General features: G+C 71.2%; 20 protein-coding genes. 11 read left to right on the top strand and 9 right to left on the bottom strand.

The window, feature by feature from the left end; translation table 11 throughout:
* Positions 1-273 precede the first annotated feature (273 nt).
* Positions 274-1833 carry a protein kinase domain-containing protein gene (locus ACZ516_RS19900; protein ID WP_469011238.1) on the top strand — a complete coding sequence of 520 codons (1560 nt, stop codon included), beginning with the start codon at positions 274-276 and terminating at the stop codon, positions 1831-1833.
* 31 nt (positions 1834-1864) lie between these two features.
* Here ACZ516_RS19900 and ACZ516_RS19895 read toward each other — a convergent pair whose 3' ends face one another.
* Together ACZ516_RS19895 and ACZ516_RS19890 are read right to left on the bottom strand one after the other, a co-directional pair.
* Positions 1865-2341 (bottom strand): pyridoxamine 5'-phosphate oxidase family protein, encoded by a 477-nt coding sequence (locus ACZ516_RS19895; protein ID WP_361081073.1) that lies wholly within the window; start codon positions 2339-2341, stop codon positions 1865-1867.
* 73 nt (positions 2342-2414) lie between these two features.
* Positions 2415-3077 (bottom strand): response regulator transcription factor, encoded by a 663-nt coding sequence (locus ACZ516_RS19890; RefSeq protein WP_361081071.1) that lies wholly within the window; start codon positions 3075-3077, stop codon positions 2415-2417.
* 404 nt (positions 3078-3481) lie between these two features.
* On the opposite strand from ACZ516_RS19890, the gene pdhA reads away from it, so the two are divergent.
* From pdhA to ACZ516_RS19875, 3 genes are read left to right on the top strand one after another with little or no spacing between them, the layout of a single operon-like run.
* Positions 3482-4681, top strand: coding sequence for a pyruvate dehydrogenase (acetyl-transferring) E1 component subunit alpha (gene pdhA, locus ACZ516_RS19885; RefSeq protein ID WP_358586720.1), 1200 nt, complete (start codon positions 3482-3484; stop codon positions 4679-4681).
* A gap of 2 nt (positions 4682-4683) precedes the next feature.
* A complete protein-coding gene (locus ACZ516_RS19880; protein WP_469011237.1) occupies positions 4684-5664 on the top strand; it encodes an alpha-ketoacid dehydrogenase subunit beta in 981 nt (326 codons plus the stop codon).
* A gap of 11 nt (positions 5665-5675) precedes the next feature.
* Positions 5676-7145 (top strand): dihydrolipoamide acetyltransferase family protein, encoded by a 1470-nt coding sequence (locus ACZ516_RS19875; RefSeq protein ID WP_469011236.1) that lies wholly within the window; start codon positions 5676-5678, stop codon positions 7143-7145.
* A 71-nt stretch (positions 7146-7216) separates the two neighbouring features.
* Here ACZ516_RS19875 and ACZ516_RS19870 read toward each other — a convergent pair whose 3' ends face one another.
* The gene (locus ACZ516_RS19870; protein WP_469011235.1) at positions 7217-8113 is read right to left on the bottom strand and encodes a D-alanyl-D-alanine carboxypeptidase family protein; all 897 of its coding nucleotides are present in this window, start codon (positions 8111-8113) and stop codon (positions 7217-7219) included.
* Positions 8114-8324: 211 nt separating this feature from the next.
* On the opposite strand from ACZ516_RS19870, the gene ACZ516_RS19865 reads away from it, so the two are divergent.
* Entirely contained in the window at positions 8325-9068 is a 744-nt protein-coding gene (locus tag ACZ516_RS19865) for a GntR family transcriptional regulator (RefSeq protein ID WP_469011234.1), read from the top strand.
* Positions 9065-10372: an MFS transporter gene (locus ACZ516_RS19860; protein ID WP_469011233.1), complete on the top strand. Its 1308-nt coding sequence runs from the start codon at positions 9065-9067 to the stop codon at positions 10370-10372. Before ACZ516_RS19865 ends, ACZ516_RS19860 begins: the two co-directional genes overlap by 4 nt.
* 83 nt (positions 10373-10455) lie before the next feature.
* Here ACZ516_RS19860 and ACZ516_RS19855 read toward each other — a convergent pair whose 3' ends face one another.
* Positions 10456-11280 (bottom strand): maleylpyruvate isomerase family mycothiol-dependent enzyme, encoded by an 825-nt coding sequence (locus ACZ516_RS19855; protein ID WP_361081060.1) that lies wholly within the window; start codon positions 11278-11280, stop codon positions 10456-10458.
* A 178-nt stretch (positions 11281-11458) separates the two neighbouring features.
* Between ACZ516_RS19855 and ACZ516_RS19850 the strand changes: the two genes are divergently transcribed.
* Positions 11459-12310, top strand: coding sequence for a carbon-nitrogen family hydrolase (locus ACZ516_RS19850; protein ID WP_469011232.1), 852 nt, complete (start codon positions 11459-11461; stop codon positions 12308-12310).
* Between the two features lie 33 nt (positions 12311-12343).
* Here the strand turns inward: ACZ516_RS19850 and ACZ516_RS19845 are convergent, their stop codons facing one another.
* The 4 genes from ACZ516_RS19845 to ACZ516_RS19830 form a co-directional block, all read right to left on the bottom strand.
* The gene (locus ACZ516_RS19845) at positions 12344-12838 is read right to left on the bottom strand and encodes an LURP-one-related/scramblase family protein (RefSeq protein WP_358586705.1); all 495 of its coding nucleotides are present in this window, start codon (positions 12836-12838) and stop codon (positions 12344-12346) included.
* 81 nt (positions 12839-12919) lie between these two features.
* The gene (locus tag ACZ516_RS19840; RefSeq protein WP_361081055.1) at positions 12920-13150 is read right to left on the bottom strand and encodes a DUF6458 family protein; all 231 of its coding nucleotides are present in this window, start codon (positions 13148-13150) and stop codon (positions 12920-12922) included.
* Positions 13151-13227: 77 nt separating this feature from the next.
* Entirely contained in the window at positions 13228-14526 is a 1299-nt protein-coding gene (locus tag ACZ516_RS19835) for a M18 family aminopeptidase (RefSeq protein WP_469011231.1), read from the bottom strand.
* 506 nt (positions 14527-15032) lie between these two features.
* Positions 15033-16859, bottom strand: coding sequence for an acyl-CoA dehydrogenase (locus ACZ516_RS19830; RefSeq protein ID WP_469011230.1), 1827 nt, complete (start codon positions 16857-16859; stop codon positions 15033-15035).
* Between the two features lie 119 nt (positions 16860-16978).
* Here ACZ516_RS19830 and ACZ516_RS19825 point away from each other — a divergent pair, with 119 nt between their 5' ends.
* Positions 16979-17470, top strand: a complete 492-nt coding sequence (locus tag ACZ516_RS19825; protein WP_361079751.1) for an SseB family protein — start codon at positions 16979-16981, stop codon at positions 17468-17470.
* Between the two features lie 174 nt (positions 17471-17644).
* Here ACZ516_RS19825 and ACZ516_RS19820 read toward each other — a convergent pair whose 3' ends face one another.
* Entirely contained in the window at positions 17645-18133 is a 489-nt protein-coding gene (locus tag ACZ516_RS19820) for a hypothetical protein (protein ID WP_469011229.1), read from the bottom strand.
* A gap of 292 nt (positions 18134-18425) precedes the next feature.
* Here ACZ516_RS19820 and ACZ516_RS19815 point away from each other — a divergent pair, with 292 nt between their 5' ends.
* The 3 genes from ACZ516_RS19815 (at position 18426) to ACZ516_RS19805 (ending at position 21948) form a co-directional block, all read left to right on the top strand.
* Positions 18426-19673, top strand: coding sequence for a glycerophosphodiester phosphodiesterase family protein (locus ACZ516_RS19815; protein ID WP_361079754.1), 1248 nt, complete (start codon positions 18426-18428; stop codon positions 19671-19673).
* Between the two features lie 143 nt (positions 19674-19816).
* Complete coding sequence (locus tag ACZ516_RS19810; RefSeq protein ID WP_358583068.1) at positions 19817-20773, top strand: pirin family protein; 957 nt, start codon at positions 19817-19819, stop codon at positions 20771-20773.
* 125 nt (positions 20774-20898) lie between these two features.
* Entirely contained in the window at positions 20899-21948 is a 1050-nt protein-coding gene (locus ACZ516_RS19805) for an AI-2E family transporter (RefSeq protein WP_361079756.1), read from the top strand.
* Position 21949 lies beyond the last annotated feature (1 nt).

Here is a 21949-nt window from a genome sequence, read left to right as displayed (position 1 = left end):
GGCTCCGCGGCTGGTGATCGATTACCCGCTATTCCTGGCCAAGTCTGCCCGAGGACGATGACGCGTCAAGCTCGGTGCCCGTTCCGTGACCGTACGCGCAAGAAGCGTCTCGGAAGCGTTACAAGTTTGCGCGTGAGGACCCGTGAACGCTTTTATGTCCGGTCCACGTCGAACCGGCAGGTGGCGTGAAGGCTGTAGCGTGGCCCGTCGGAGTACCCGTGCGACGGCGTGCTCAGCACCAAGTACCACGACCAGAAACGACGGCGAGGACTGATGGCACAGACGCAGCGCGCTCAGGGCCCGTCCGACCCCGACGCGACTGGCGGCGGAATGTCAGACGCGCCTGAGTTGTGGGGCAATGGCGGGCTCGTCGGAGACGGCCGCTATCGGCTCACGCACCGGCTCGGCCGGGGCGGCATGGCCGAGGTGTTCGCCGCCGAGGACGTACGTCTGGGCCGCACGGTGGCGGTCAAGCTGCTCCGCTCCGACCTCGCCGAGGACCCCGTCTCCAAGGCCCGCTTCACGCGTGAGGCCCAGTCGGTGGCGGGCCTCAACCACCACGCCGTGGTGGCCGTGTACGACTCCGGTGAAGACGTCGTCGGGCCGAGCGTCGTCCCGTACATCGTCATGGAGATCGTCGAGGGTCACACGATCCGCGATCTGCTGCTCAACGCGGAGGCGCCGGGTCCCGAGCAGGCGCTCATCATCGTCTCCGGGGTGCTGGAAGCGCTCGCGTACTCGCACCAGCACGGCATCGTGCACCGTGACATCAAGCCCGCGAACGTGATCATCACCAACACCGGCGCGGTGAAGGTGATGGACTTCGGCATCGCGCGCGCCCTGCACGGCGCGCAGTCGACGATGACGCAGACCGGCATGGTCATGGGCACGCCCCAGTACCTGTCGCCCGAGCAGGCGCTCGGCAAGGCCGTCGACCACCGCTCCGACCTGTACGCGACCGGCTGTCTGCTCTACGAACTCCTCGCGCTGCGGCCCCCGTTCACCGGCGAGACGCCGCTGTCGGTGGTCTACCAGCACGTCCAGGACACGGCCGTGCCGCCCTCCCAGGTCTCGGACGCGCCGCCGGAGCTGGACGGGCTCGTCATGCGCTCCCTCGCCAAGGACCCGGACGACCGGTTCCAGACCGCCGAGGAGATGCGCGGCCTGGTCCAGTACGGGCTCCAGATGCTGCACGAGCAGGGCAGCCACACGGGCACGTGGAACACCGGGCCCGTCGAGACGCACGAGGGCGGCGGCACCCCGGCGATGGGCGTCGCCGGTTCGGGCGCCATGGGGCACCCCGACTCCGGGACCGCGCAGATCCCGGGCCCGATGCTGCGTCCGCCGGGCGGCGACGACGGCGGCTTCGAGGGCGGGCAGCGCGGCGGCAAGGGCGGCCGGGGCAGGATGTGGATCGTCGCCGTCCTCGCGGTCATCGCGATCGCGGTGGGCGTCGCCGTCGCGCTGAACTTCAACAGCGACACGAAGCACAAGGAAAAGCCCCCGACGACTCCCACGACGAAGCAGTCGCAGGAGAAGAAGCCCAGCAAGAGCCCGGACAAGGGCGAGACGAGCGGGGCGACGGAGCCCGGCGGGGGCACCGGGGGCCAGACGGACTACCCCCCGCAGACGAACCAGCCGACCGGCCCCACCCGGCCGACCGGCAACCCGACGCGGCCCACCACGGACCCGACGACCGACCCCACGACGGATCCGACGACGGACCCGACGACCGACCCCACGACGGACCCGACCGACGATCCGCCGGTCACCACGGACCCGACCGAGGGCGAGGGTGACCAGGGCGGCACCGGCGAGGACCCGGGCGTCTGATCCGGGGGCTCCCCGCGTCTGATCCGGCGGCTCAGCGGACGCGCTGCGGGCTGGGGGCGCGGCCCGTGCCGCGGACCCGGCCCGTGCTGAGGGTGTGGACCTGGGTCACCTGCGGCTGTATCCGCAGGTAGACCGGGTCGAACAGCTCGCCGTCCGCGAAGTGCGGGGCCGGCCCGAACAGCTCCAGCTCGGCGTTGGTCGGCTCGACCGCCTCGCAGACGCCGACGCACTGCACGCTCCACCGGTCCTCGTGGGCGCCCGCCGTGTCGGCGTTGTCCGCGCCGTAGGCGACGACGCTGCCGGCGCAGGCCTGGTGGTAGCCGTATCCCTGGTGCATGCGCAGCAGGATGCCGCCGCCGACGACGATGTGGCGGGCCACCGCGAGGAAGGGCAGCGCGCGCATGCTGGTCGCCACCCGGCCGTGGTCCGTACGGCGGAGCAGCTCGAAGGCGAGCTGGTCGTCGGCGGAGTCGGCGGCATCAGTGGCAGCGGGGACGTCGGAGGGCATGGCCCCACCTTCGTCCAGGGGCCAGGGCTCATAAAAGAGGCCCCCGCCCCCTTGAAACGGGACGTAAGTCCCGTCAGTGCTGCTTCTCCGCCTGCATGCGCGCCACGTACGCGGCGGCCTGCGAGCGGCGCTCCATGCCCAGCTTGGAGAGCAGGCTGGAGACGTAGTTCTTGATCGTCTTCTCGGCCAGGTGGAGCCGCTCGCCGATGACGCGGTTGGTCAGGCCCTCGCCGATCAGGTCGAGGATCTTGCGCTCCTGGTCGGTGAGGCCGGCGAGCCGGTCGTCACCCTTGGTGTTGTTGCCGTCGCGCAGCCGCTCGAGGACCCGGGCCGTGGCGACCGGGTCGAGCAGGGACCGGCCGGCGGCGACGTCGCGCACGGCGGTGAGCAGTTCGTTGCCGCGGATGGCCTTGAGGACGTAACCGGACGCACCGGCCATGATCGCGTCGAAGAGGGCCTCGTCATCGGCGAAGGAGGTGAGCATCAGGCACTTGATGTCCTCGTTCTGCGAGCGGATCTCGCGGCACACCTCGACCCCGCTGCCGTCGGGCAGGCGTACGTCGAGCACGGCCACGTCGGGCCGGGTCGCGGGGATCCTGACCAGGGCGTCCGCCGCTGTGCCGGCCTCGCCGACCACCTCGATGTCGGACTCCACGGAGAGCAGCTCATGGACTCCACGCCGGACCACCTCATGGTCGTCGAGGAGGAAAACCGTAATTTTTCCGTCTTCGCGCACGGAGCCAGTCTCACACACGATCACTTTTGATGCCCGGGAGGAACCCTTCTCGTGCGGCCCTTCCCGAGCCCGGGGTGGCCGGGATAACGTGCCCGTGTTCCGGCCCCCTGCCAGGCTGTGATCAGTGCTGTGACCAGGATGTGTTCCCGCTTTTCTCGAAGTACTCGGATTTCCCAGCAGTCGACGCATGGTCGTTTACTTGGAAATCCAAGCAAATTCGCAGGTCAGATGGGGTTTCACAGAATTGGGAAGCACTGGGTAACGTGCATTGTGCAGGGCGCTCGCCGGGGCACCTGTCACGCCTGTTCCCGGCCGAGCCGCACCCACCCCGTGCGCGGGCGGACCAGGCGAGCCGTACTGGCTCACCCGGTAATCCCGGGAGCCGGACCGACGGAGGAGCACACGTGACCGTGGAGAGCACCGCCGCGCGCAAACCGCGCCGCAGCAGTACCGGCGCCGCCAAGCGCGCGAGCGCCAAGAAGGCCGCGCCGCAGAAAAGCACGGAGCCCGAGCTCGTACAGCTGCTGACGCCCGAGGGCAAGCGCGTCAGGAGCGCCGAGAACGCCGTGTACGACGCGTACGTCGCCGACATCACCGGCGAGGAGCTGCGCGGCCTGTACCGCGACATGGTCCTCACCCGTCGCTTCGACGCCGAGGCCACCAATCTGCAGCGCCAGGGCGAGCTGGGCCTGTGGGCCTCGCTGCTCGGCCAGGAGGCCGCCCAGATCGGCTCGGGCCGGGCCACCCGTGACGACGACTACGTGTTCCCCACGTACCGCGAGCACGGCGTCGCCTGGTGTCGCGGGGTCGACCCGACGAACCTGCTCGGCATGTTCCGCGGCGTGAACAACGGCGGCTGGGACCCCAACAGCAACAACTTCCACCTGTACACGATCGTCATCGGCTCGCAGACGCTGCACGCCACCGGCTACGCCATGGGCGTGGCCAAGGACGGTGCCGACTCGGCCGTGATCGCGTACTTCGGTGACGGCGCCTCCAGCCAGGGCGACGTGGCCGAGTCGTTCACCTTCTCCGCGGTCTACAACGCCCCGGTCGTGTTCTTCTGCCAGAACAACCAGTGGGCGATCTCCGAGCCCACCGAGCGCCAGACGCGCGTGCCGCTCTACCAGCGCGCGCAGGGCTACGGCTTCCCCGGTGTGCGGGTCGACGGCAACGACGTGCTCGCCGTGCTCGCCGTCACCAAGTGGGCGCTGGAGCGGGCCCGCGCGGGCGAGGGCCCGGCGCTGATCGAGGCGTTCACGTACCGCATGGGCGCGCACACCACCTCCGACGACCCGAGCAAGTACCGCGACGACCAGGAGCGGGTGGCCTGGGAGGCCAAGGACCCGATCCTGCGGCTGCGGGCCTACCTGGAGTCCGAAGGTCACGCGGATGAGGGATTTTTCGCGGAACTCGACGACGAGAGCGAAGCGTTGGGCAAGCGAGTGCGAGAGGTGGTGCGGGCGATGCCGGATCCCGATCTGATGGCGATCTTCGAGAACGCGTACGCGGACGGGCACGCGCTCGTGGACGAGGAGCGCGCCCAGTTCGCCGCCTACCAGGCGTCGTTCGCGGACGGCCCCGCGGCCGGGGAGGTCAAGTAACCATGGCTGTCCAGAAACTGCCCATCGCCAAGGCGATCAACGAATCGCTGCGCACGGCGCTGGAGAACGACCCCAAGGTCCTCGTCATGGGCGAGGACGTCGGCAAGCTCGGCGGTGTCTTCCGGGTGACGGACGGGCTGCAGAAGGACTTCGGCGAGGAGCGGGTCATCGACACCCCGCTCGCCGAGTCGGGCATCGTCGGCACCGCCATCGGGCTGGCCCTGCGCGGATACCGCCCCGTGGTGGAGATCCAGTTCGACGGCTTCGTCTTCCCGGCGTACGACCAGATCGTCACGCAGCTCGCGAAGATGCACGCCCGCGCGCTCGGCAAGATCAAGATGCCGGTCGTCATCCGCATTCCGTACGGCGGCGGCATCGGCGCCGTCGAGCACCACAGCGAGTCCCCCGAGGCGCTGTTCGCGCACGTGGCGGGCCTGAAGGTGGTCTCCCCGTCGAATTCCGCGGACGCCTACTGGATGATGCAGCAGGCCATCCAGAGCGACGACCCGGTGATCTTCTTCGAGCCCAAGCGGCGGTACTGGGACAAGGGCGAGGTCGACAAGGAGGCCTTCCCCGGGCCCCTGCACAAGGCCTTCGTCGCCCGCGAGGGCAGCGACCTGACCCTCGTGGCGTACGGGCCGATGGTGAAGGTCTGTCTGGAGGCGGCCGCGGCCGCCGCGGAGGAGGGCAAGTCCCTGGAGGTCCTGGACCTGCGCTCCATGTCGCCGATCGACTTCGACGCCGTGCAGGCCTCGGTGGAGAAGACGCGGCGGCTCGTCGTCGTCCATGAGGCCCCGGTCTTCCTGGGCACGGGCGCGGAGATTGCGGCGCGCGTCACCGAGCGGTGCTTCTACCACCTGGAGGCCCCGGTGCTGCGGGTCGGCGGCTATCACGCCCCGTACCCGCCGGCCCGCCTCGAGGAGGAGTACCTGCCGGGTCTCGACCGGGTGCTCGACGCCGTCGACCGCTCGCTGGCGTACTGAGGGAGAGGGTCGTGACGACGATGACAGACACCGCTCTGGCCGAGTTCAAGATGCCCGACGTGGGCGAGGGACTCACCGAGGCCGAGATCCTCAAGTGGTACGTGGCGCCGGGTGACACCGTCACCGACGGCCAGGTCGTGTGCGAGGTCGAGACGGCCAAGGCCGCGGTCGAACTCCCCATTCCGTTCAACGGCGTCGTGGCCGAGCTGCGCTTCCCCGAGGGCACGACGGTCGACGTCGGCCAGGTGATCATCACCGTGGACGTGTCCGGCGGAGCGGGCACCCCGGCGGCGCCCGCCCCGGCCGCGGCGCCGGAGGCCGTGCCCGCCGAGGCCGTGGTCTCCGGGGCCCCGGTCGCGGAGGGCAGGACTCCCGTGCTCGTGGGGTACGGCGTGGCCGAGGCCTCGACGAAGCGGCGGGCCCGCAAGGGCGCCGTCGTGGAGCAGGCCGCCGTCGCGGAGCAGGAGCCGGCGCCGGTGCCGGCCCCGGTGGCTCCGCAGAACGGCAGCGTGAACGGCCACGGCGCCCGCCCGCTGGCCAAGCCGCCCGTCCGCAAGCTCGCCAAGGACCTCGGCGTGGACCTCGCGACGGTCACCCCGTCCGGACCCGACGGGATCATCACGCGCGAGGACGTGCACGCGGCGGCGGTGGTGACGGCCCCCGCCGAGGCCGCCGCACCGCAGCCGACACCGGTACAGGCACCGGCACAGGCACAGGCACAGCAGGCCGCCCCCGCGCAGCCCCAGGGGCAGGCACCGGCCCCCGTGGCGGGCGCCGACGCCCGCGAGACCCGTATCCCCGTCAAGGGCGTCCGCAAGGCGACCGCGCAGGCGATGGTCGGTTCGGCGTTCAGCGCCCCGCACGTCACGGAGTTCGTGACGGTCGACGTGACGCGCACGATGCGGCTGGTCGAGGAGCTGAAGCAGGACAAGGCGTTCGAGGGGCTGCGGGTCAATCCGCTGCTGCTCATCTCCAAGGCCCTGCTGGTGGCGATCAGGCGCCATCCCGAGGTCAACGCCGCCTGGGACGAGGCCAACCAGGAGATCGTCCAGAAGCACTACGTGAACCTCGGCATCGCCGCCGCCACCCCGCGCGGTCTGATCGTGCCGAACATCAAGGACGCGCACACCAAGACCCTGCCCGAACTGGCCGAGGCGCTCGGCGAGTTGGTGTCGACGGCGCGCTCGGGCAAGACGTCGCCCGGTGCCATGCAGGGCGGCACGGTCACGATCACGAACGTCGGCGTCTTCGGCGTCGACACGGGCACGCCGATCCTGAACCCCGGCGAGTCCGCGATCCTCGCGGTCGGCTCGATCAAGCTCCAGCCGTGGGTCCACAAGGGCAAGGTGAAGCCGCGTCAGGTGACCACGCTGGCGCTCTCCTTCGACCACCGCCTGGTGGACGGGGAGCTGGGCTCCAAGGTGCTCGCCGATGTGGCGGCGATCCTGGAGCGGCCCAAGCGGTTGCTGACCTGGGCGTAGCACGCAAGAGAAGGGGGCCCGCCGCGCGGTGAGCGGCGGGCCCCCTTCTCGTACTGTCGGCGTGCCTGGTGTCAGGCGACCTTGAAGCCGTAGTCCATCAGCTTCTTGGCGTCCGAGAGGCGGTCGGCCGCCGAGGACGAGGTCAGGACGGTGCCGATGACCGTCTTGCCGTTGCGCGTCGCGGCGAAGACGAGGCAGTACTTCGCCTCGGGGCCGGAGCCCGTCTTCACGCCGAGGGCGCCGCTGTAGGAGCCGAGGAGCTTGTTCGTGTTCTCCCACGCCATGTTGCGGTAGCCGCCGGACTTCGTGGTGACCTTCTGGGTGGTCGCCTTGGTCTTCACGACCGTGCGGAACGTGGAGTACTTCATCGCGTTGCTCGCGAGCTTCGTCAGGTCGCGCGGCGTCGAGTAGTTCTGGCCGTGCCCGATGCCGTCGAACGAGTCGAAGTGGGTGTTGGTCAGGCCGAGCGACCTGGCCGTGGTGTTCATCTGGCCGATGAAGTTCTTCACGCGGGCCGCGCGGGTGGTGCCCTTGCCGAACTTGTCGGCGAGCGCGTACGCGGCGTCGCAGCCGGAGGGCAGCATCAGCCCGTACAGCAGCTGGCGGACGGTGACCTTGTCGCCGACGATCAGGCGGGCCGAGGAGGCGTAGTTGTTGGCGACGATGTAGTCGCTGTACGCCTTCTGGACCGTGACCTTGGAGTCGAGGTTGAGGTTCCGCTGGCCGAGCACCACGCGCGCCGTCATGATCTTCGTCGTGGAGCCGGTGGACCGGCGGGTGTCGGCGGACTTGGTGAAGAGGCTCTTGCCCGTGCCGTTGTTCATCACATAGCCGCCCTTGGCCGCGATGGACGGCTTGGGCGGTGCGGCCGCGTGGGCCGGGGTGGTGAGGACGCCGCCGGCCAGTATCGCGCTCGCGGTGAGGGTTACAACCGATACGCGGCGTACGTCCTTGATGCCGGTTTTCAAGATCTCTGCTCCAAATGCCCCTGGATTGCGGCCACATGGAGGGGCCGCCTCTTTCGTAAGACGAGTGAGAGGGGGCAATGGATGTGCCGACGCGCCGAGAAATCTGCTCCGGACCCGAGAAATCTCGCGGGGACCCGTGAGGGCGCATGGAGCGCGCGGGGGTCCGTCATGTGGACGGGGGATTCTCGCGTATACGTGTTGTATCTAAGCTGTGCGCATGCCAGCCCCCGCCGCCGCGACCACGCCCACCACCCCCACCGCACCCGCCTCCACCACCTCCTCCGCCACCCCCACCGCCACCGCCACCGCGCCCGCCGGCAAGCGGCCGCCCGCCGCCGAACGCGTCTACGCGCACGTCAAGCGAGCCGTCCTGGAGCGCCGCTACGAGGGCGGCACGCTGCTCACCGAGGGCGAGCTGGCCGAGGCCGTGGGCGTCTCCCGCACGCCGGTGCGCGAGGCGCTGCTGAAGCTGGAGGTCGAAGGGCTGCTGCGGCTCTACCCCAAGAAGGGCGCGCTCGTGCTGCCCGTCTCCGCGCAGGAGATCGCGGACGTCGTCGAGACGCGGCTGCTCGTCGAGACGCACGCCGTGCGCAAGGCCGTACCAGCGCCGGCGGGGCTCGTGGAGCGCCTCGCGGCGCTGCTGGCCCGCCAGCGCGAGCAGGCCGCCGCCGGGGACTTCGCCGCGGCCGCCGTCACCGACCGCTGCTTCCACGCCGAGATCGTGCGCAGCGGGGGCAACGAGATCCTCTCGCGCCTCTACGACCAGCTGCGGGACCGGCAGTTGCGGATGGGGGTCGCCGTGATGCACTCGCACCCGGACCGGATCGCGAAGACGCTGGCGGAGCACGAGGAGATCCTCGCGGCGCTGCGCGAGGGCGACGCGGAGGCGGCGGTCGCCGTCGTCACCCGGCACGTGGGGTGGTTCCAGCACCTGGCCCGGGGTGAGGTGCGGTGAGTTCCCCGTCCGCCCCCGCCGTCCTGCCCGGTGATCCGCCGGGCGGCGGGAAGGCCGTGGTCGTCTGGTCGATCGGGGTCGCCGTCTACTTCGTCGCCGTCATCTTCCGCACCTCCCTCGGCGTCGCCGGACTCGACGCCGCCGACCGGTTCCACGTCAACGCCTCGGCCCTGTCGACGTTCTCGATCCTCCAGCTGCTCGTGTACGCGGGGATGCAGATACCCGTCGGCCTGCTGGTCGACCGGCTCGGCACCAAGAAGGTGCTGACCATCGGCGTCGTGCTGTTCACGGTCGGGCAGCTCGGCTTCGCGTTCTCCCCCTCGTACGCGATGGCGCTCACCTCCCGGGCCCTGCTGGGCTGCGGCGACGCGCTCACCTTCATCAGCGTGCTGCGGCTCGGCACGCGCTGGTTCCCGGCCCGGCGCGGCCCGCTGGTCGCCCAGCTCGCGGGGCTCGTCGGCATGGCGGGCAACCTCGTCTCCACGCTCGTCCTGGCGCGGCTGCTGCACTCCGTCGGCTGGACCGCGGCCTTCGCGGGCAGCGCGCTGTGCGGTGTCGTCGTCCTGGTCCTGCTGACGCTGTTCCTCAAGGACCACCCCGAGGGCCACGAGCCGAAGCCGGCCGAGCGCACCGGGGCGGCCTTCGTACGCGAGCAGATCACCCTGTCCTGGCGCGAGCCCGGCACCCGGCTCGGACTGTGGGTGCACTTCACCACGCAGTTCCCCGCGATGGTGTTCCTGCTGCTGTGGGGGCTGCCGTTCCTCGTCGAGGCGCAGGGCCTGTCCCGGGCGGCGGCGGGCGAACTGCTCACCCTCGTCGTGCTCTCCAACATGGTGATCGGCCTGGTCTACGGGCAGATCGTCGCCCGGCACCACGCGGCGCGGCTCCCGCTGGCGCTCGGCACGGTCGGGGCGACGGCCACGGCGTGGGCGGCCACGCTCGCCTGTCCCGGGGAGCACGCGCCGCTGTGGCTGCTGATCGCGCTGTGCGCCGTGCTCGGCGCCTGCGGGCCCGCCTCGATGATCGGCTTCGACTTCGCGCGGCCCGCCAACCCGCCCGAGCGCCAGGGCACGGCCTCCGGCATCACCAACATGGGCGGCTTCGTCGCCTCCATGACGACGCTGCTGGCGATCGGCCTGCTGCTGGACGCGACCGGTGAGAACTACCGCGTGGCGTTCTCGGCGGTGTTCGTCCTGGAGGCGGTGGGGCTCTGCCAGATCCTGCGGCTGCGGAAGCGGGCGGTTCGCCGGGAGCGGGAGCAGCTTGTCGCCTCCCGGGTCGAGGCCGTGCACGTCCCGGTGTGAACCGCTTCGGGGGCGTCTGGGACGCCGGACGGTCGGCTCTGCTTCACGGCGTCACGACGTCATGGAGTCACGACGTCACGGAGTCACGGTGTCACGGCGAAGTTGCGCAGGATGGCCTCCGCGAGGTCGTGGTCGCCCTCGGTCTTGACGCGGTCGGCGACGGCCCCGTACGACACGCGTCCGCAGGCGAGCCGGAAGTATGTCTCCCAGTCCAGGGCGATGGTGGCCAGCGGGCCGAGCGAGGGGGCGTTGTCCACGGTGCCCTTGCCCTCGGCGTCCACGCGCACCGTGCGCAGGAACTCCACGGGGCCGCTGACGTCGAAGACGACCGCGCTGTTCGCGGGCGCGCCCGCCTCCTTGGCGACGACCTTCGCCAGCCCTTGCAGGAGCAGGTCGCGCGCCACGTACGCCCCGGGGGAGTCGAGGTTGCCGGGCTTGCGCAGCGCCGTGCGCAGGTCCTGCTCGTGCACCCATACGTCGAACGCCCGCAGGCGCATGGACTGTTCGAGGGTCCGCTCCGTGCCGAGGGGGCCGCGGACCTTGGTGCTCGGGTCGCGCGACTCGTTCCGCAGCTGCCGGGAGCGGCGGATGATCGTGTACTCCAGCTCGGAGGTCATCTCCGGTGCCGTGTGGTGGCGCCGCACGTCGACCTGCATCTCCATGTACCGCTGGCCCTCGGTCCGCACGTGGTACAGGTCGCGGGGCAGGGAGTGGATGGGTCGCGGGTCGCCCAGCATCTCGCAGTCGAGGCCGATGACATGGGAGACGATGTCGCGCACCGACCAGCCGGGGCACGGGGTGGCCCGGTTCCACTCGCCCTCGACGAGCGGTGTCACCAGCTCGGATATCGCTTCCACGGAGTGGGACCAGGCATCGGCGTAGGTTTGCAGGCTGGGATGGAGACTCACGGGACCCCTCGGCGGTCGTACGCGGGCGGTGGGTGTCGGTGGGGCGTCGTGGGGGTCCGGGGGGCTCCCCCGGAAAATCACAGTACGCTGCCCGCAGGCACCCCGGCAGTGCTTTCGTGTGACGATCGTAGGCTGTGCTTGACGGTGATGACGGATCGAATGCCAGGACGGTGGTAGTGTGCGCGCCTCTCTCATCCAGATCGCCGTGGACGAGGACGAGCCGGTCAATTCCCGTAGGGAGCGCGTCTCTTCGCTGGTGCGGGAGACGGCGGCACGGGAGCGGCCGGATCTCGTGGTGCTGCCCGAGCTGTGGACGACGGGCGCCTTCGCCTACGAGGCTTTCGCGAGCGAGGCCGAGCCGCTGACGGGTCCCACGTACGACGCGATGTCCGAGGCCGCGCGGGACGCGGGCGTCTGGCTGCACGCCGGTTCCATCCCCGAGCGCGCCGCGTCCGACGACGGCTCCGGCGCGGGGGACGGGGGCTCCGGGGCGGGGGACGGTGTCCTCTACAACACCTCGCTCGTCTTCTCCCCGGACGGTGAACTCGCCGCCTCCTACCGGAAGATCCACCGCTTCGGCTTCGACAAGGGCGAGGCCGTGCTGATGGGCGCGGGCTCGCAGCTCGTGACAGTTCGCACGCCGGACACCACCCTCGGCCTCGCCACCTGCTACGACCTGCGCTTCCCCGAGATGTTCCGGGGTCTTGTCGACGCGGGCGCCGAGATGTTCGTGGTGTCCGCCGGCTGGCCCGAGCGGCGGCGCGAGCACTGGCTGCTGCTGGCCAGGGCGCGGGCGGTCGAGGACCAGGTGTACGTCCTGGCCTGCGGTACCGGCGGCACGCACGCGGGCGTACCGCAGGCCGGGCACAGCGTCGTCGTCGACCCGTGGGGCGAGGTGCTCGCCGAGGCGGGCGACGGTGAGGAGGTCCTCACCGTCGATCTCGACCCCGCGAAGGTGGCGGCGACACGCGAGCAGTTCCCGGCGCTGAAGGACCGGCTGCTGGGGATGGACCCGCCGCCCGGACGCTGACGCGCGCCCCGCCCACGACGCCGGAACCGGACATCAGTCGTCCGAGCGCTCCTTCTCCGCCAGGTGGATGACGCAGACCGTGACGGCGACCAGCAGGGCGGGATCGGCGTCCTCGCGCACGACGTGCAGGCCGTACGTCTCGCGCACGCTGAGCCAGCGGCGCGAGATGTCCGCCAGCAGCTCACCGTCGTACTCGACGGCGAACTCCCGGTCGAGGATCTTGCCGCTGACGTCCAGCTCCGTGCCGTCGACGAGCGAGACGCGGTAGTGGTTGCGCAGCAGCGACAGGCGCTTGCGCCGGACCGTGGCGAGCGGGTGTCCCTCCCGCTCGATCACCATCGTGTCACGCAGGGCGAGCATCTTGGCGTGGATGTCGATGAGGACCCTGCCCTGCGCGTCCTTCAGCTCGAAGGTGTCGCGCAGGCGCATCGCCTTGCCGTCGACGAGGAAGACCTTGCGGCCCTGGTCGTCCTCGATCCAGTAGTCGTCACCGATGCCGAGCAGGCGGTCCCGTACGAGAAGTCTCATGACCCATGACTACCCCGAACCGTCGCACATCGGACATCAGACATCGGACATCCGGCATCGATGATGTGGTGTGTCGGCGGGTCAGTAGCCCCTGCGCTCCTGCTCGGGGTCGACGACCGTGTTCGGCGCGACCGGTGGCACCACCGCCCGCCTGCGGCGCGCGATGCTGGTGAACGCGGCGACGCCGATGAGGCCGACCGCCATCATGACCAGACCGGCGACGGTGAGGTTGAGGCCTTCCATCTCCCAGTCGGTCGCGAACGTGAGAATGGCGCCCACGGCGATGAGAATGATGCATCCGCCCAGGCCCATATGGACCGCCTCCCTGTGGTCGTGGCTGCGATGCACCGTGTACCCGGATGGGCCACGACCACACGGGACTTGACGCCTCAGCCCGCCAGGAACGCCACGAGGGCGTTGGCCAGCATGTGCGGGTCGTCCGCGCCGCACAGCTCGCGGGCGCTGTGCATCGACAGGATCGCCACGCCGATGTCGACCGTCTTGATGCCGTGCCGGGCCGCGGTGATGGGGCCGATGGTGGTGCCGCACGGCATCGAGTTGTTGGAGACGAACGACTGGAACGGCACGCCCGCCTTCTCGCACGCGGCGGCGAACACCGCCCGCCCGGTGCCGTCCGTGGCGTAGCGGTTGTTGACGTTGACCTTGAGGATGGGGCCGCCGTTGGCGCGGGGGTGGTGCGTCGGGTCGTGCCGCTCCGCGTAGTTGGGGTGCACGGCGTGGCCGGTGTCGGAGGAGAGGCACACGGTCCCGGCGAAGGCGCGGGCCCGGTCCTCGTAGGAGCCGCCGCGCGCGAACACGGACCGCTCCAGGACGCTGCCGAGCAGCGGGCCGTCGGCGCCGGTGTCGGACTGCGAGCCGTTCTCCTCGTGGTCGAAGGCGGCGAGGACCGGGATGTACGACAGGTCGGCGCGGCCCGACACGGCGGCGAGGGCGGCCGTCGCCGCGTGCACGGACAGGAGGTTGTCCATCCGGGGGCCCGCGACCAGCTCGCGGTCACGGCCCAGGAAGGCGGGGGGCTCCACGGAGTACGTCATGAGGTCCCAGCCCGTGACGTCGCCCTCGCCCAGACCGGTCTCCGCCTCCAGGAACCGGATCAGGTCGCCCTCGTGCACGTCGTCGCCGAGCCCCCAGATGGGCTGCATGTGCTTCTGCTTGTCGAGCTTCAGGCCCTCGGAGTGCACCGAACGGTCCATGTGGATGGCCAGTTGGGGCACGCGCAGCAGCGGCCGGTCGATGTTCACGAGCCGCGTCGTGCCGTCGCGCAGCGAGAGCCGGCCCGCGAGGCCGAGGTCGCGGTCCAGCCAGGAGTTGAGCAGCGGGCCGCCGTAGATCTCCACCGCGATCTGGCGCCAGCCGTGGGCGCCCGCGTCGGGCTGCGGCTTCACGCGCAGGTTCGGGGAGTCGGTGTGGGCGCCGACGATGCGGAAGGGGGTGTGCGGGTCGGCGCCCTCCGGGACGTACCAGGCGACGATCGCGCCGCCGCGCAGCACGTACTTGCCGCCGGTCGTGCCGTCCCAGGCGTCGGTCTCCTCGACCCGGCGGAAACCGGCCTTCTCCAGCCGCTCGCCGGCGCTCGCCACGGCGTGGTACGGCGTGGGGCCGGCCGCCAGGAAGGACATGAGGTCTTCGGTGTGGCCGCGGTCGAAGGGGCCGGTGGATGTGCGCATGGCTGCCAGCCTAGCCAGAGCGGGGGTGGGGTGGTGTGGGTCCCCGGGGCGGGGGTGGTGCCCCCCTGCGGGGGTGGGGTGGGTTTGACGGGGTCTGGCCGGGGGCCTGGGGGGGTGGGGAGGATCTCCTGCCCCGCCGCTCCGCGGCGGATGTCTCCCACCCACCCGCCCGTTGCCCCGCGTCATCCCCTGGCCCACCGCTTCGCGGCGGATGTCTCCCACCCACCCGCCCGTTTACCCGGCGTCATCCCCTGGCCCGCCGCTTCGCGGCGGGAGCTTGTTCGGTTCCGGGGCGATGCGGGGCAATCGGGTGGGTGGGTGGGAAAACATCCGCCGCGAAGCGGCGGGCCAGGACCGCCCCCCCACGCCGCACGGCCCGGGGCGGGCCGGGGCCTCACGCCACACGGCCTGGGCCTGGGCCCAACGCCGCACGGCCCGCCCCCGGGACGGGGACAGGCCGTGGTGCCCGGCGCGGGGGCCGGGGGAGAGGCAGGAGAGGCGTGGGGCTAGAACGCCGCCTCGTCCAGCTCCATCAGCCCCAGGTCAACGCCTTCGGCGAGCTTCCGCTCGGCGGCGACCCCCGGCAGAACCGTCGTCGCGAAGAACTTCGCCGCCGCGATCTTGCCCTCGTAGAAGGCCTTGTCCTTGGCGGAGGCCGTCTCCAGCTTCTCGGCGGCGACCGCCGCACCCCGCAGCAGCAGGTAGCCGACGACGACGTCACCGGACGCCATCAGCAGGCGCGTGGTGTTGAGGCCCACCTTGTAGATGGACTTGACGTCCTGCTCGGTCGCCGCGAGGTCCGTCAGCATGACGCCGACGATGGCCTCCAGCTCGACCGCGGCCTTGGCCAGCTCCTCGCGGGCGGCGGCCAGCGTCTCGCCGCCCGTGCCGACGGCGAGGAACTTCTTGATCTCCTCGGCGAGGCCGTTCAGCGCGGCGCCCTGGTTGCGGACGATCTTCCGGAAGAAGTAGTCCTGCCCCTGGATGGCCGTCGTGCCCTCGTAGAGGGTGTCGATCTTGGCGTCGCGGATGTACTGCTCCAGCGGGTACTCCTGGAGGTACCCCGAGCCGCCGAACGTCTGGAGCGACTGCGCCAGCAGCTCGTACGACTTCTCCGAGCCGTAGCCCTTGACGATGGGCAGGAGCAGGTCGTTCAGGGCGTTGAGCGCCGACGCGCCCTCGCCCGCCGCCTCCTTGACCTGGATCTCGTCCTGGACGGCCGCGGTGTGCAGCACGAGCGCGCGCATGCCCTCCGCGTACGCCTTCTGCGTCATCAGCGCGCGGCGCACGTCCGGGTGGTGGGTGATCGTCACCTTGGGCGCGGTCTTGTCCATGAACTGGGCGAGGTCGGGGCCCTGGACGCGCTCCTTGGCGTACTCCAGGGCGTTCAGGTAGCCCGTGGACAGCGTCGCGATGGCCTTCGTGCCGACCATCATCCGCGCGAACTCGATGATGCGGAACATCTGGCGGATGCCGTCGTGCTTGTCGCCGATCAGCCAGCCCTTGGCGGGGTGCTGGTCGCCGAAGGTCATCTCGCACGTGTTGGAGGCCTTCAGGCCCATCTTGTGCTCGACGTTGGTGGCGTAGACGCCGTTGCGCTCGCCCAGCTCGCCGGTCTCCCAGTCGAACTCGTACTTCGGTACGAGGAAGAGGGACAGGCCCTTGGTGCCGGGGCCGTGGCCCTCGGGGCGGGCGAGGACGTAGTGGAGGATGTTCTCCGACATGTCGTGCTCACCGGAGGTGATGAAGCGCTTCACGCCCTCGATGTGCCAGGAGCCGTCCGCCTGCTGCACGGCCTTGGTGCGGCCGGCGCCGACGTCCGAGCCCGCGTCGGGCTCGGTGAGGACCATCGTGGAGCCCCACTGCTTCTCGACGGCGATGGAGGCGATCTTCTTCTGCGCCTCGTTGCCCTCCTCGAAGAGGATGCCGGCGAACGCCGGGCCGGAGGAGTACATCCACACGGCCGGGTTCGAGCCGAGCAGCAGCTCCGCGTAGCCCCAGATCAGGGAGCGGGGCGCGGTGGTGCCGCCGATCTCCTCGGGCAGGCCGAGGCGCCAGTACTCGGAGTCCATGAAGGCCTGGTAGCTCTTCTTGAAGGACGCCGGGACGGGCGCGGTGTTGGTCTTCGGGTCGAAGACCGGGGGGTTGCGGTCGGCGTCCGCGAAGGACTCGGCCAGCTCGTTCTCGGCGAGGCGGCGCAGCTCTTCGAGGATGCTCTTGGCGGTGTCGACGTCCATCTCCGCGAACGGGCCGGTGCCGTACAGCTTGTCGCGGCCGAGCACCTCGAAGAGGTTGAACTCGATGTCGCGGAGATTCGACTTGTAGTGGCCCATGGCGAAGGCTCCGTAAGCAGAAAGGGATGGAATACCAGTAAGTAGCTACGATGATGCTACCCGTCGGTAATAAGACGCAACCCCTAACCGGCCATCTGTGACTCAGTAGGCTTCCACCCATGTACGGCTACGACCAGAACCCTGGCGCCCAGCAGCAGTACGCCCCGCCGGGCGCGCAGCCGCCGCCGCAGCAGATGCAGGGCATGCCCGGCGGTGGGTACGGCCAGCAGCCGCCGCTCTATCCCGAGCCCTCGCCGCCGTCCCTCGCGGACGCGGTGCGCGCCTTCACCACGGGCTCGCTGTCCGCCGAGGACTTCCAGCAGATCTTCGCGACCTCGAAGGTCTACTGCCCGCGCGGCGACAACCCCGGCTTCCTCGCGCTGCACAACACCCAGCAGCCCGTCATCCCGATGTTCACCTCCCTCAAGGAACTGCGCCGGTACGCCGGCAAGGACTCCAAGTACTTCGTGATCACCGGCGCCGAGGTCATCGACCTCCTCCCCACCGGGTACGGCTTCGTCCTCGACATGGAGGGCGAGCACCGCATGGTCTTCGACGCGAAGGCCGTGGAACAGATGGTCGACTTCGCCATGCGACGCATGTACGGCTGACCCACCCTCCCGGCCCGCCCGTACCCCGGGCCTCGGGTCGTGCGCCGGGTGCCGGACCGTGACCCCGCTCGTCGGGTCGTGACCCGGGCGTCGGGTCGTAGGCCCCGGGCGCTGGGCTGTGGCCCGGGCTGTCGGCCGTGACCCCGGTGTCGGGCCACGATGCCGACCGCCGGGTCATGGCCGAGCGCTGGACCGTGACCTGGCTGTCGAGCCGTGCTCCGGCCGCCGGGCCGTGACCCCGGTGTCGGCCGGCGTCCGGGGGCCGCCGGACGGGTAGCGCTCAGATCGTCGCTTCAGGTGAACGGCGGGCGGGGCGCGGCCGGGTCGGGGACCGCGCGGAGCGGGGGCGCGGATGCTCACGTCCATGCCCTCCTCGTCACCCTCGTCTTCGCCCTCGCCCTCGCCCTCTTCCTCGTCCCCGCACTCCGCCTCACCCGAGCCCTCGCCCCCGTACTCCGCCTCGCCCGCGCCCTCATCCCCGCGCTCCTCCTCGCCAGGGAGTGTGCGTCGCGCCCTCGCCGACCCGGGCAGGGGGCGGCTCGCCGTCCTCGTGACCTTCGCCGTGTGCGCGGCGCTGCTCGGCGCCGCGTTCCCGGGTACGAGAGCGGCCGCGTCCCCGGGCACCAGGGCGGTGGCGCCCGCCGGGGCGCCGGAGGCGGCCATGAGGGGCCCCGTCTCCACCCCCGGCCCCCCGCCCCCAGCGGCCCCCGCACCCCCCGCGAACCCGCCCCCTCCAGCCGCCCCGCCCCCTCCGGCGGACCCCGCACCCCCCGCCAACCCGCCGCCCCCCCGGGCGGACCCCGCAGCCCCCGCCAAGCCGCCGCCCCCCGCCGCCCCTCCGCCCCGGACGGACGCCGCCGCCCCCGCCCCCCGTACCGACTCCGTCGGCCCCGGCGAGACCCCCGCCGATCGTGCCCTCCGCGCCTTCCTCGATCACGGGCCCAGGGCCGGGGTCATGATCGCCGCCCACCGGGGGCAGTGGCGCAGGGCCCCCGAGAACAGCCTCGCCGCCGTCCGGGCGGGTTTCGCCGACGGTGCGGAGATCGTCGAGGTCGATGTCCGGCTGACCAAGGACGGGGTGCCCGTCCTGATGCACGACGAGAGGGTGGACCGCACGACCGACGGCACCGGTCGCGTCGCCGACCTCACCCTCGCCCAGCTGCGCGGCCTGCGGCTGCGCGCGGGACTGGGCGGTCGCCAGGCGGCGGTCACCGGTGAGCGGGTGCCGACGCTCGCGGAGGCCATGGGCGCCGCCCGCACCCTCGGCCTCGTCAATCTCGACCAGGCCTGGAAGGACCGCGAGGCCGTCTGGCGGGTGCTGGAGCAGACCGGCACCGTGCGCAACGGCCTCTTCAAGTCCAGGGCACCGGCCACGGAGGTACGGGCGTTCCTCGACCGGCATCGGGGCGCGCTCTACATGCACCTGGTGGATGACGCCAACGCCGCTTCGGTGGGGGATTTCGGCCAGAACCGGCCGCCCGCGTTCGAGGTCGTCTTCGACGACGTCCGCGACAAGGTGGCCGCCCCCGCCTTCGCCGAGGGGCTGCGGGCGACCGGCCGCGTGTGGTTCAACACGATGCGCAACGGCTACGCGGCCCGGTTCACCGACGAGGCCTCGCTGATCGACCCCGCGCGCGGCTGGGGCGCGCTCATCGCCCGTCACAAGGCGACGATCCTCCAGACCGACAACGTCCGGACGCTGAAGTCCTACCTGACCACCGGCGCCCCCGACCCCGTGCCGGCCGGGGCGGTCCGCGTCCAGGCGGAGAACTACGCCCCCGGCGGCGAGGGCAGGGCCTACCACGACATCGACCCCGGGAACCGGGGCGACGGACCGGGGCGGCGCGGCGAGAACGTCGACGTGTGCGACCACGACGGCGCCGTGGTCGTGTGCTGGATGCGCGGCTCGGAGTGGCTGACCTATGGATTCGACGTGCCGAAGGCCGGCCGCTACACCCTCAAGGCCCGCGTCTCGTCCCCGTACTCCCCCGCCGGCACCTACCGGCTCGCCTTCGACCGCGCCGGCCCGGGCAAACCGGTACCGGTCGCCAACACGACCGCCCATCACGCCTTCGACCTCCAGGACAGCCGCGATCCCCGGGAGCTGGCCGCCGGCCACCACCACGTCCTGCTGTCCCTGGACGCGGGCGCGTTCCAGAACTGGAACCTGGACTACCTCCAGCTGGAGCCCGTGCGTCCGTAGCCCGCGCCCGTAGCCCGTGCGCCCATAACCGGAACAGATCAAGCCACCCGTGGGACCCGGAGGGAATGCCCTCCGGGTCCCGTTCGTTCAGATGGCAGAAAGTTCTATGTTCAACTAAAGTGAGCGCACAAGGAGGTCCGACCATGCCTGCAGTGACCGTCGAGAACCCGCTGACCCTGCCCCGAGTGGTGGCACCGGCCGACGCCGTGGCCCGCCCCGTGCTCGCCGTGACCACCGCGCCCAGCGGCTTCGAGGGCGAGGGCTTCCCGGTGCGCCGGGCCTTCGCGGGGATCGACTACAAGTACCTCGACCCGTTCATCATGATGGACCAGATGGGTGAGGTGGAGTACGCCGCCGGCGAGCCCAAGGGCACCCCCTGGCACCCGCACCGCGGCTTCGAGACGGTCACCTACCTGATCGACGGCACCTTCGTCCACCAGGACTCCAACGGGGGCGGCGGCACCATCCGCGGCGGCGACACCCAGTGGATGACGGCCGGCAGCGGCCTGCTGCACATCGAGGCGCCGCCGGAGGAGCTCGTCCTGTCCGGCGGCCTCTTCCACGGCCTCCAGCTGTGGGTGAACCTGCCTGCCAGGGACAAGATGATGGACCCCCGCTACCAGGACATCCGCGGCGGCCAGGTCCAGCTGCTCACCTCCCCCGACGGCGGCGCGCTGCTCCGCGTCATCGCCGGTGAGCTGGACGGGCACGAGGGCCCCGGCATCACGCACACGCCGATCACGATGATCCACGCGACCGTGCGGCCCGGCGCCGAGGTGACGCTGCCTTGGCGCGCGGACTTCAACGGACTCGCGTACGTCCTCGCGGGCCGCGGCACGGTCGGGGCCGAGCGGCGCCCCGTGCACGTGGGGCAGACCGCCGTCCTCGGCGCCGGTTCCGCGCTGACCGTCCGTGCCGACGAGCGGCAGGACGCGCACGCCCCCGACCTGGAGGTCGTCCTGCTCGGCGGGCAGCCGATCCGCGAGCCCATGGCGCACTACGGGCCGTTCGTGATGAACAGCCGGGCCGAACTCCAGCAGGCCTTCGAGGACTTCCAGAGGGGCCTCCTCGGCAAGGTCCCGGCCGTGCACGGCATGTAGCCGTACTTGACCGGCCTGGCATGTAGGGGCACATGACCTGCCCGGCATGTAGCCGTACATGAGCAGCCCGGCATGTAGCCGTACATGACGTGCGCGGCGCCCGGCCCCGTGCTCGGGTAGGAGAGGTGGAGACCCTCCTGCCCGAGCCCGCCCGCCGCGCCGCCGCCTGGTGCGTCGTCGTCCTCCTGGTCACCGGCGTGGCCGCCGTGGGGGTCTGGCTCTGCGTCACCCTCAAGACGGCCGTCACCCCGGTCCTGCTCGCCCTGCTCGGCACCGCGCTGCTGGGCCCGCTGTACCGGCGCCTGCTCAAGATGCGGGTGCAGCGCTCCCTCGCCGCCGGACTGACCTGCGCGGCCGTCGTCGCCGTCGTGGGCGGGGCGACGTACATCGTGGTCAAGGCGCTCATCGACAGCGGCGACCAGATCATCGCCTCCCTCAAGCAGGCCGCGAGCGACCTGTCGAAGTACTTCGGGGCGGCCGGCACCTCGCTCGACGACATGGCGTCCAACGCCAAGGAGCTGTTCGGCAAGTTCGGCGGCACGGCGGCGTCCGGGGTGATCAGCGGGCTCAGCACCGTCGGCGAGATGATGGCGATGGCCGTCCTCGCGCTGCTGCTCGTCTTCTTCTTCCTGCGCGACTCCGGGCGCGCGCTGAACGGGCTGCGCTCGCTCGCCCCCGGCGACAGCGCCGACACCGCCGAGGTCATGGCGCGGCGCGCCTTCGAGGCCATCGAGGGCTTCATGCGCGGCACGACGATCATCGCGTTCATCGACGCCCTGTGCATCACCGTCGGCCTGCTGGTCCTGCGCGTCCCGGGCGCCCTCGGGCTCGGCGCGCTCGTCTTCGTCGGCGCCTACATCCCCTACCTCGGCGCGTTCCTGTCCGGCGCGGTGGCGATCCTCGTCGCCCTCGCCGACCGCGGCTTCGCCATCGCGCTCTGGGCGCTCGGCGTGGTCCTGGCCGTACAGGTCCTGGAGGGGCACCTCCTCCAGCCGATGATCCAGAGCCGCACCGTGCAGATGCACCCGGCGGTGGTCATGCTGGCGATCACGGCGGGCGCGTCCGTCGCCGGAATCCTCGGGATGCTCCTCGCCGTACCCCTGACGGCGGCGGCCTTCGGCGTCCTGTCGGAACTGCGCTCCCGCTACTCCGGTACGGCTCAGCCCCCCGAGTAGC

Source organism: Streptomyces sp. NPDC034037 (genome assembly GCF_055575715.1).
Note: the sequence above shows the minus strand (reverse complement) of the source record. Positions and strands in the feature narration are given on the sequence as shown.

Excerpts from the sequence above, each read along its gene's own strand:
- ACZ516_RS19820 (WP_469011229.1), bottom strand. The coding sequence starts at position 18,133 with ATGGCCGCCTCCGGCGCCCCGGCGGGCGCCACCGCCCTGGTGCCCGGG.
- ACZ516_RS19845 (WP_358586705.1), bottom strand. The coding sequence starts at position 12,838 with ATGAGACTTCTCGTACGGGACCGCCTGCTCGGCATCGGTGACGACTAC.
- ACZ516_RS19825 (WP_361079751.1), top strand. The coding sequence starts at position 16,979 with ATGTACGGCTACGACCAGAACCCTGGCGCCCAGCAGCAGTACGCCCCG.
- ACZ516_RS19895 (WP_361081073.1), bottom strand. The coding sequence starts at position 2,341 with ATGCCCTCCGACGTCCCCGCTGCCACTGATGCCGCCGACTCCGCCGAC.
- ACZ516_RS19815 (WP_361079754.1), top strand. The coding sequence starts at position 18,426 with ATGATCGCCGCCCACCGGGGGCAGTGGCGCAGGGCCCCCGAGAACAGC.
- ACZ516_RS19880 (WP_469011237.1), top strand. The coding sequence starts at position 4,684 with ATGGCTGTCCAGAAACTGCCCATCGCCAAGGCGATCAACGAATCGCTG.
- ACZ516_RS19830 (WP_469011230.1), bottom strand. The coding sequence starts at position 16,859 with ATGGGCCACTACAAGTCGAATCTCCGCGACATCGAGTTCAACCTCTTC.
- ACZ516_RS19810 (WP_358583068.1), top strand. The coding sequence starts at position 19,817 with ATGCCTGCAGTGACCGTCGAGAACCCGCTGACCCTGCCCCGAGTGGTG.
- ACZ516_RS19900 (WP_469011238.1), top strand. The coding sequence starts at position 274 with ATGGCACAGACGCAGCGCGCTCAGGGCCCGTCCGACCCCGACGCGACT.
- ACZ516_RS19840 (WP_361081055.1), bottom strand. The coding sequence starts at position 13,150 with ATGGGCCTGGGCGGATGCATCATTCTCATCGCCGTGGGCGCCATTCTC.
- ACZ516_RS19835 (WP_469011231.1), bottom strand. The coding sequence starts at position 14,526 with ATGCGCACATCCACCGGCCCCTTCGACCGCGGCCACACCGAAGACCTC.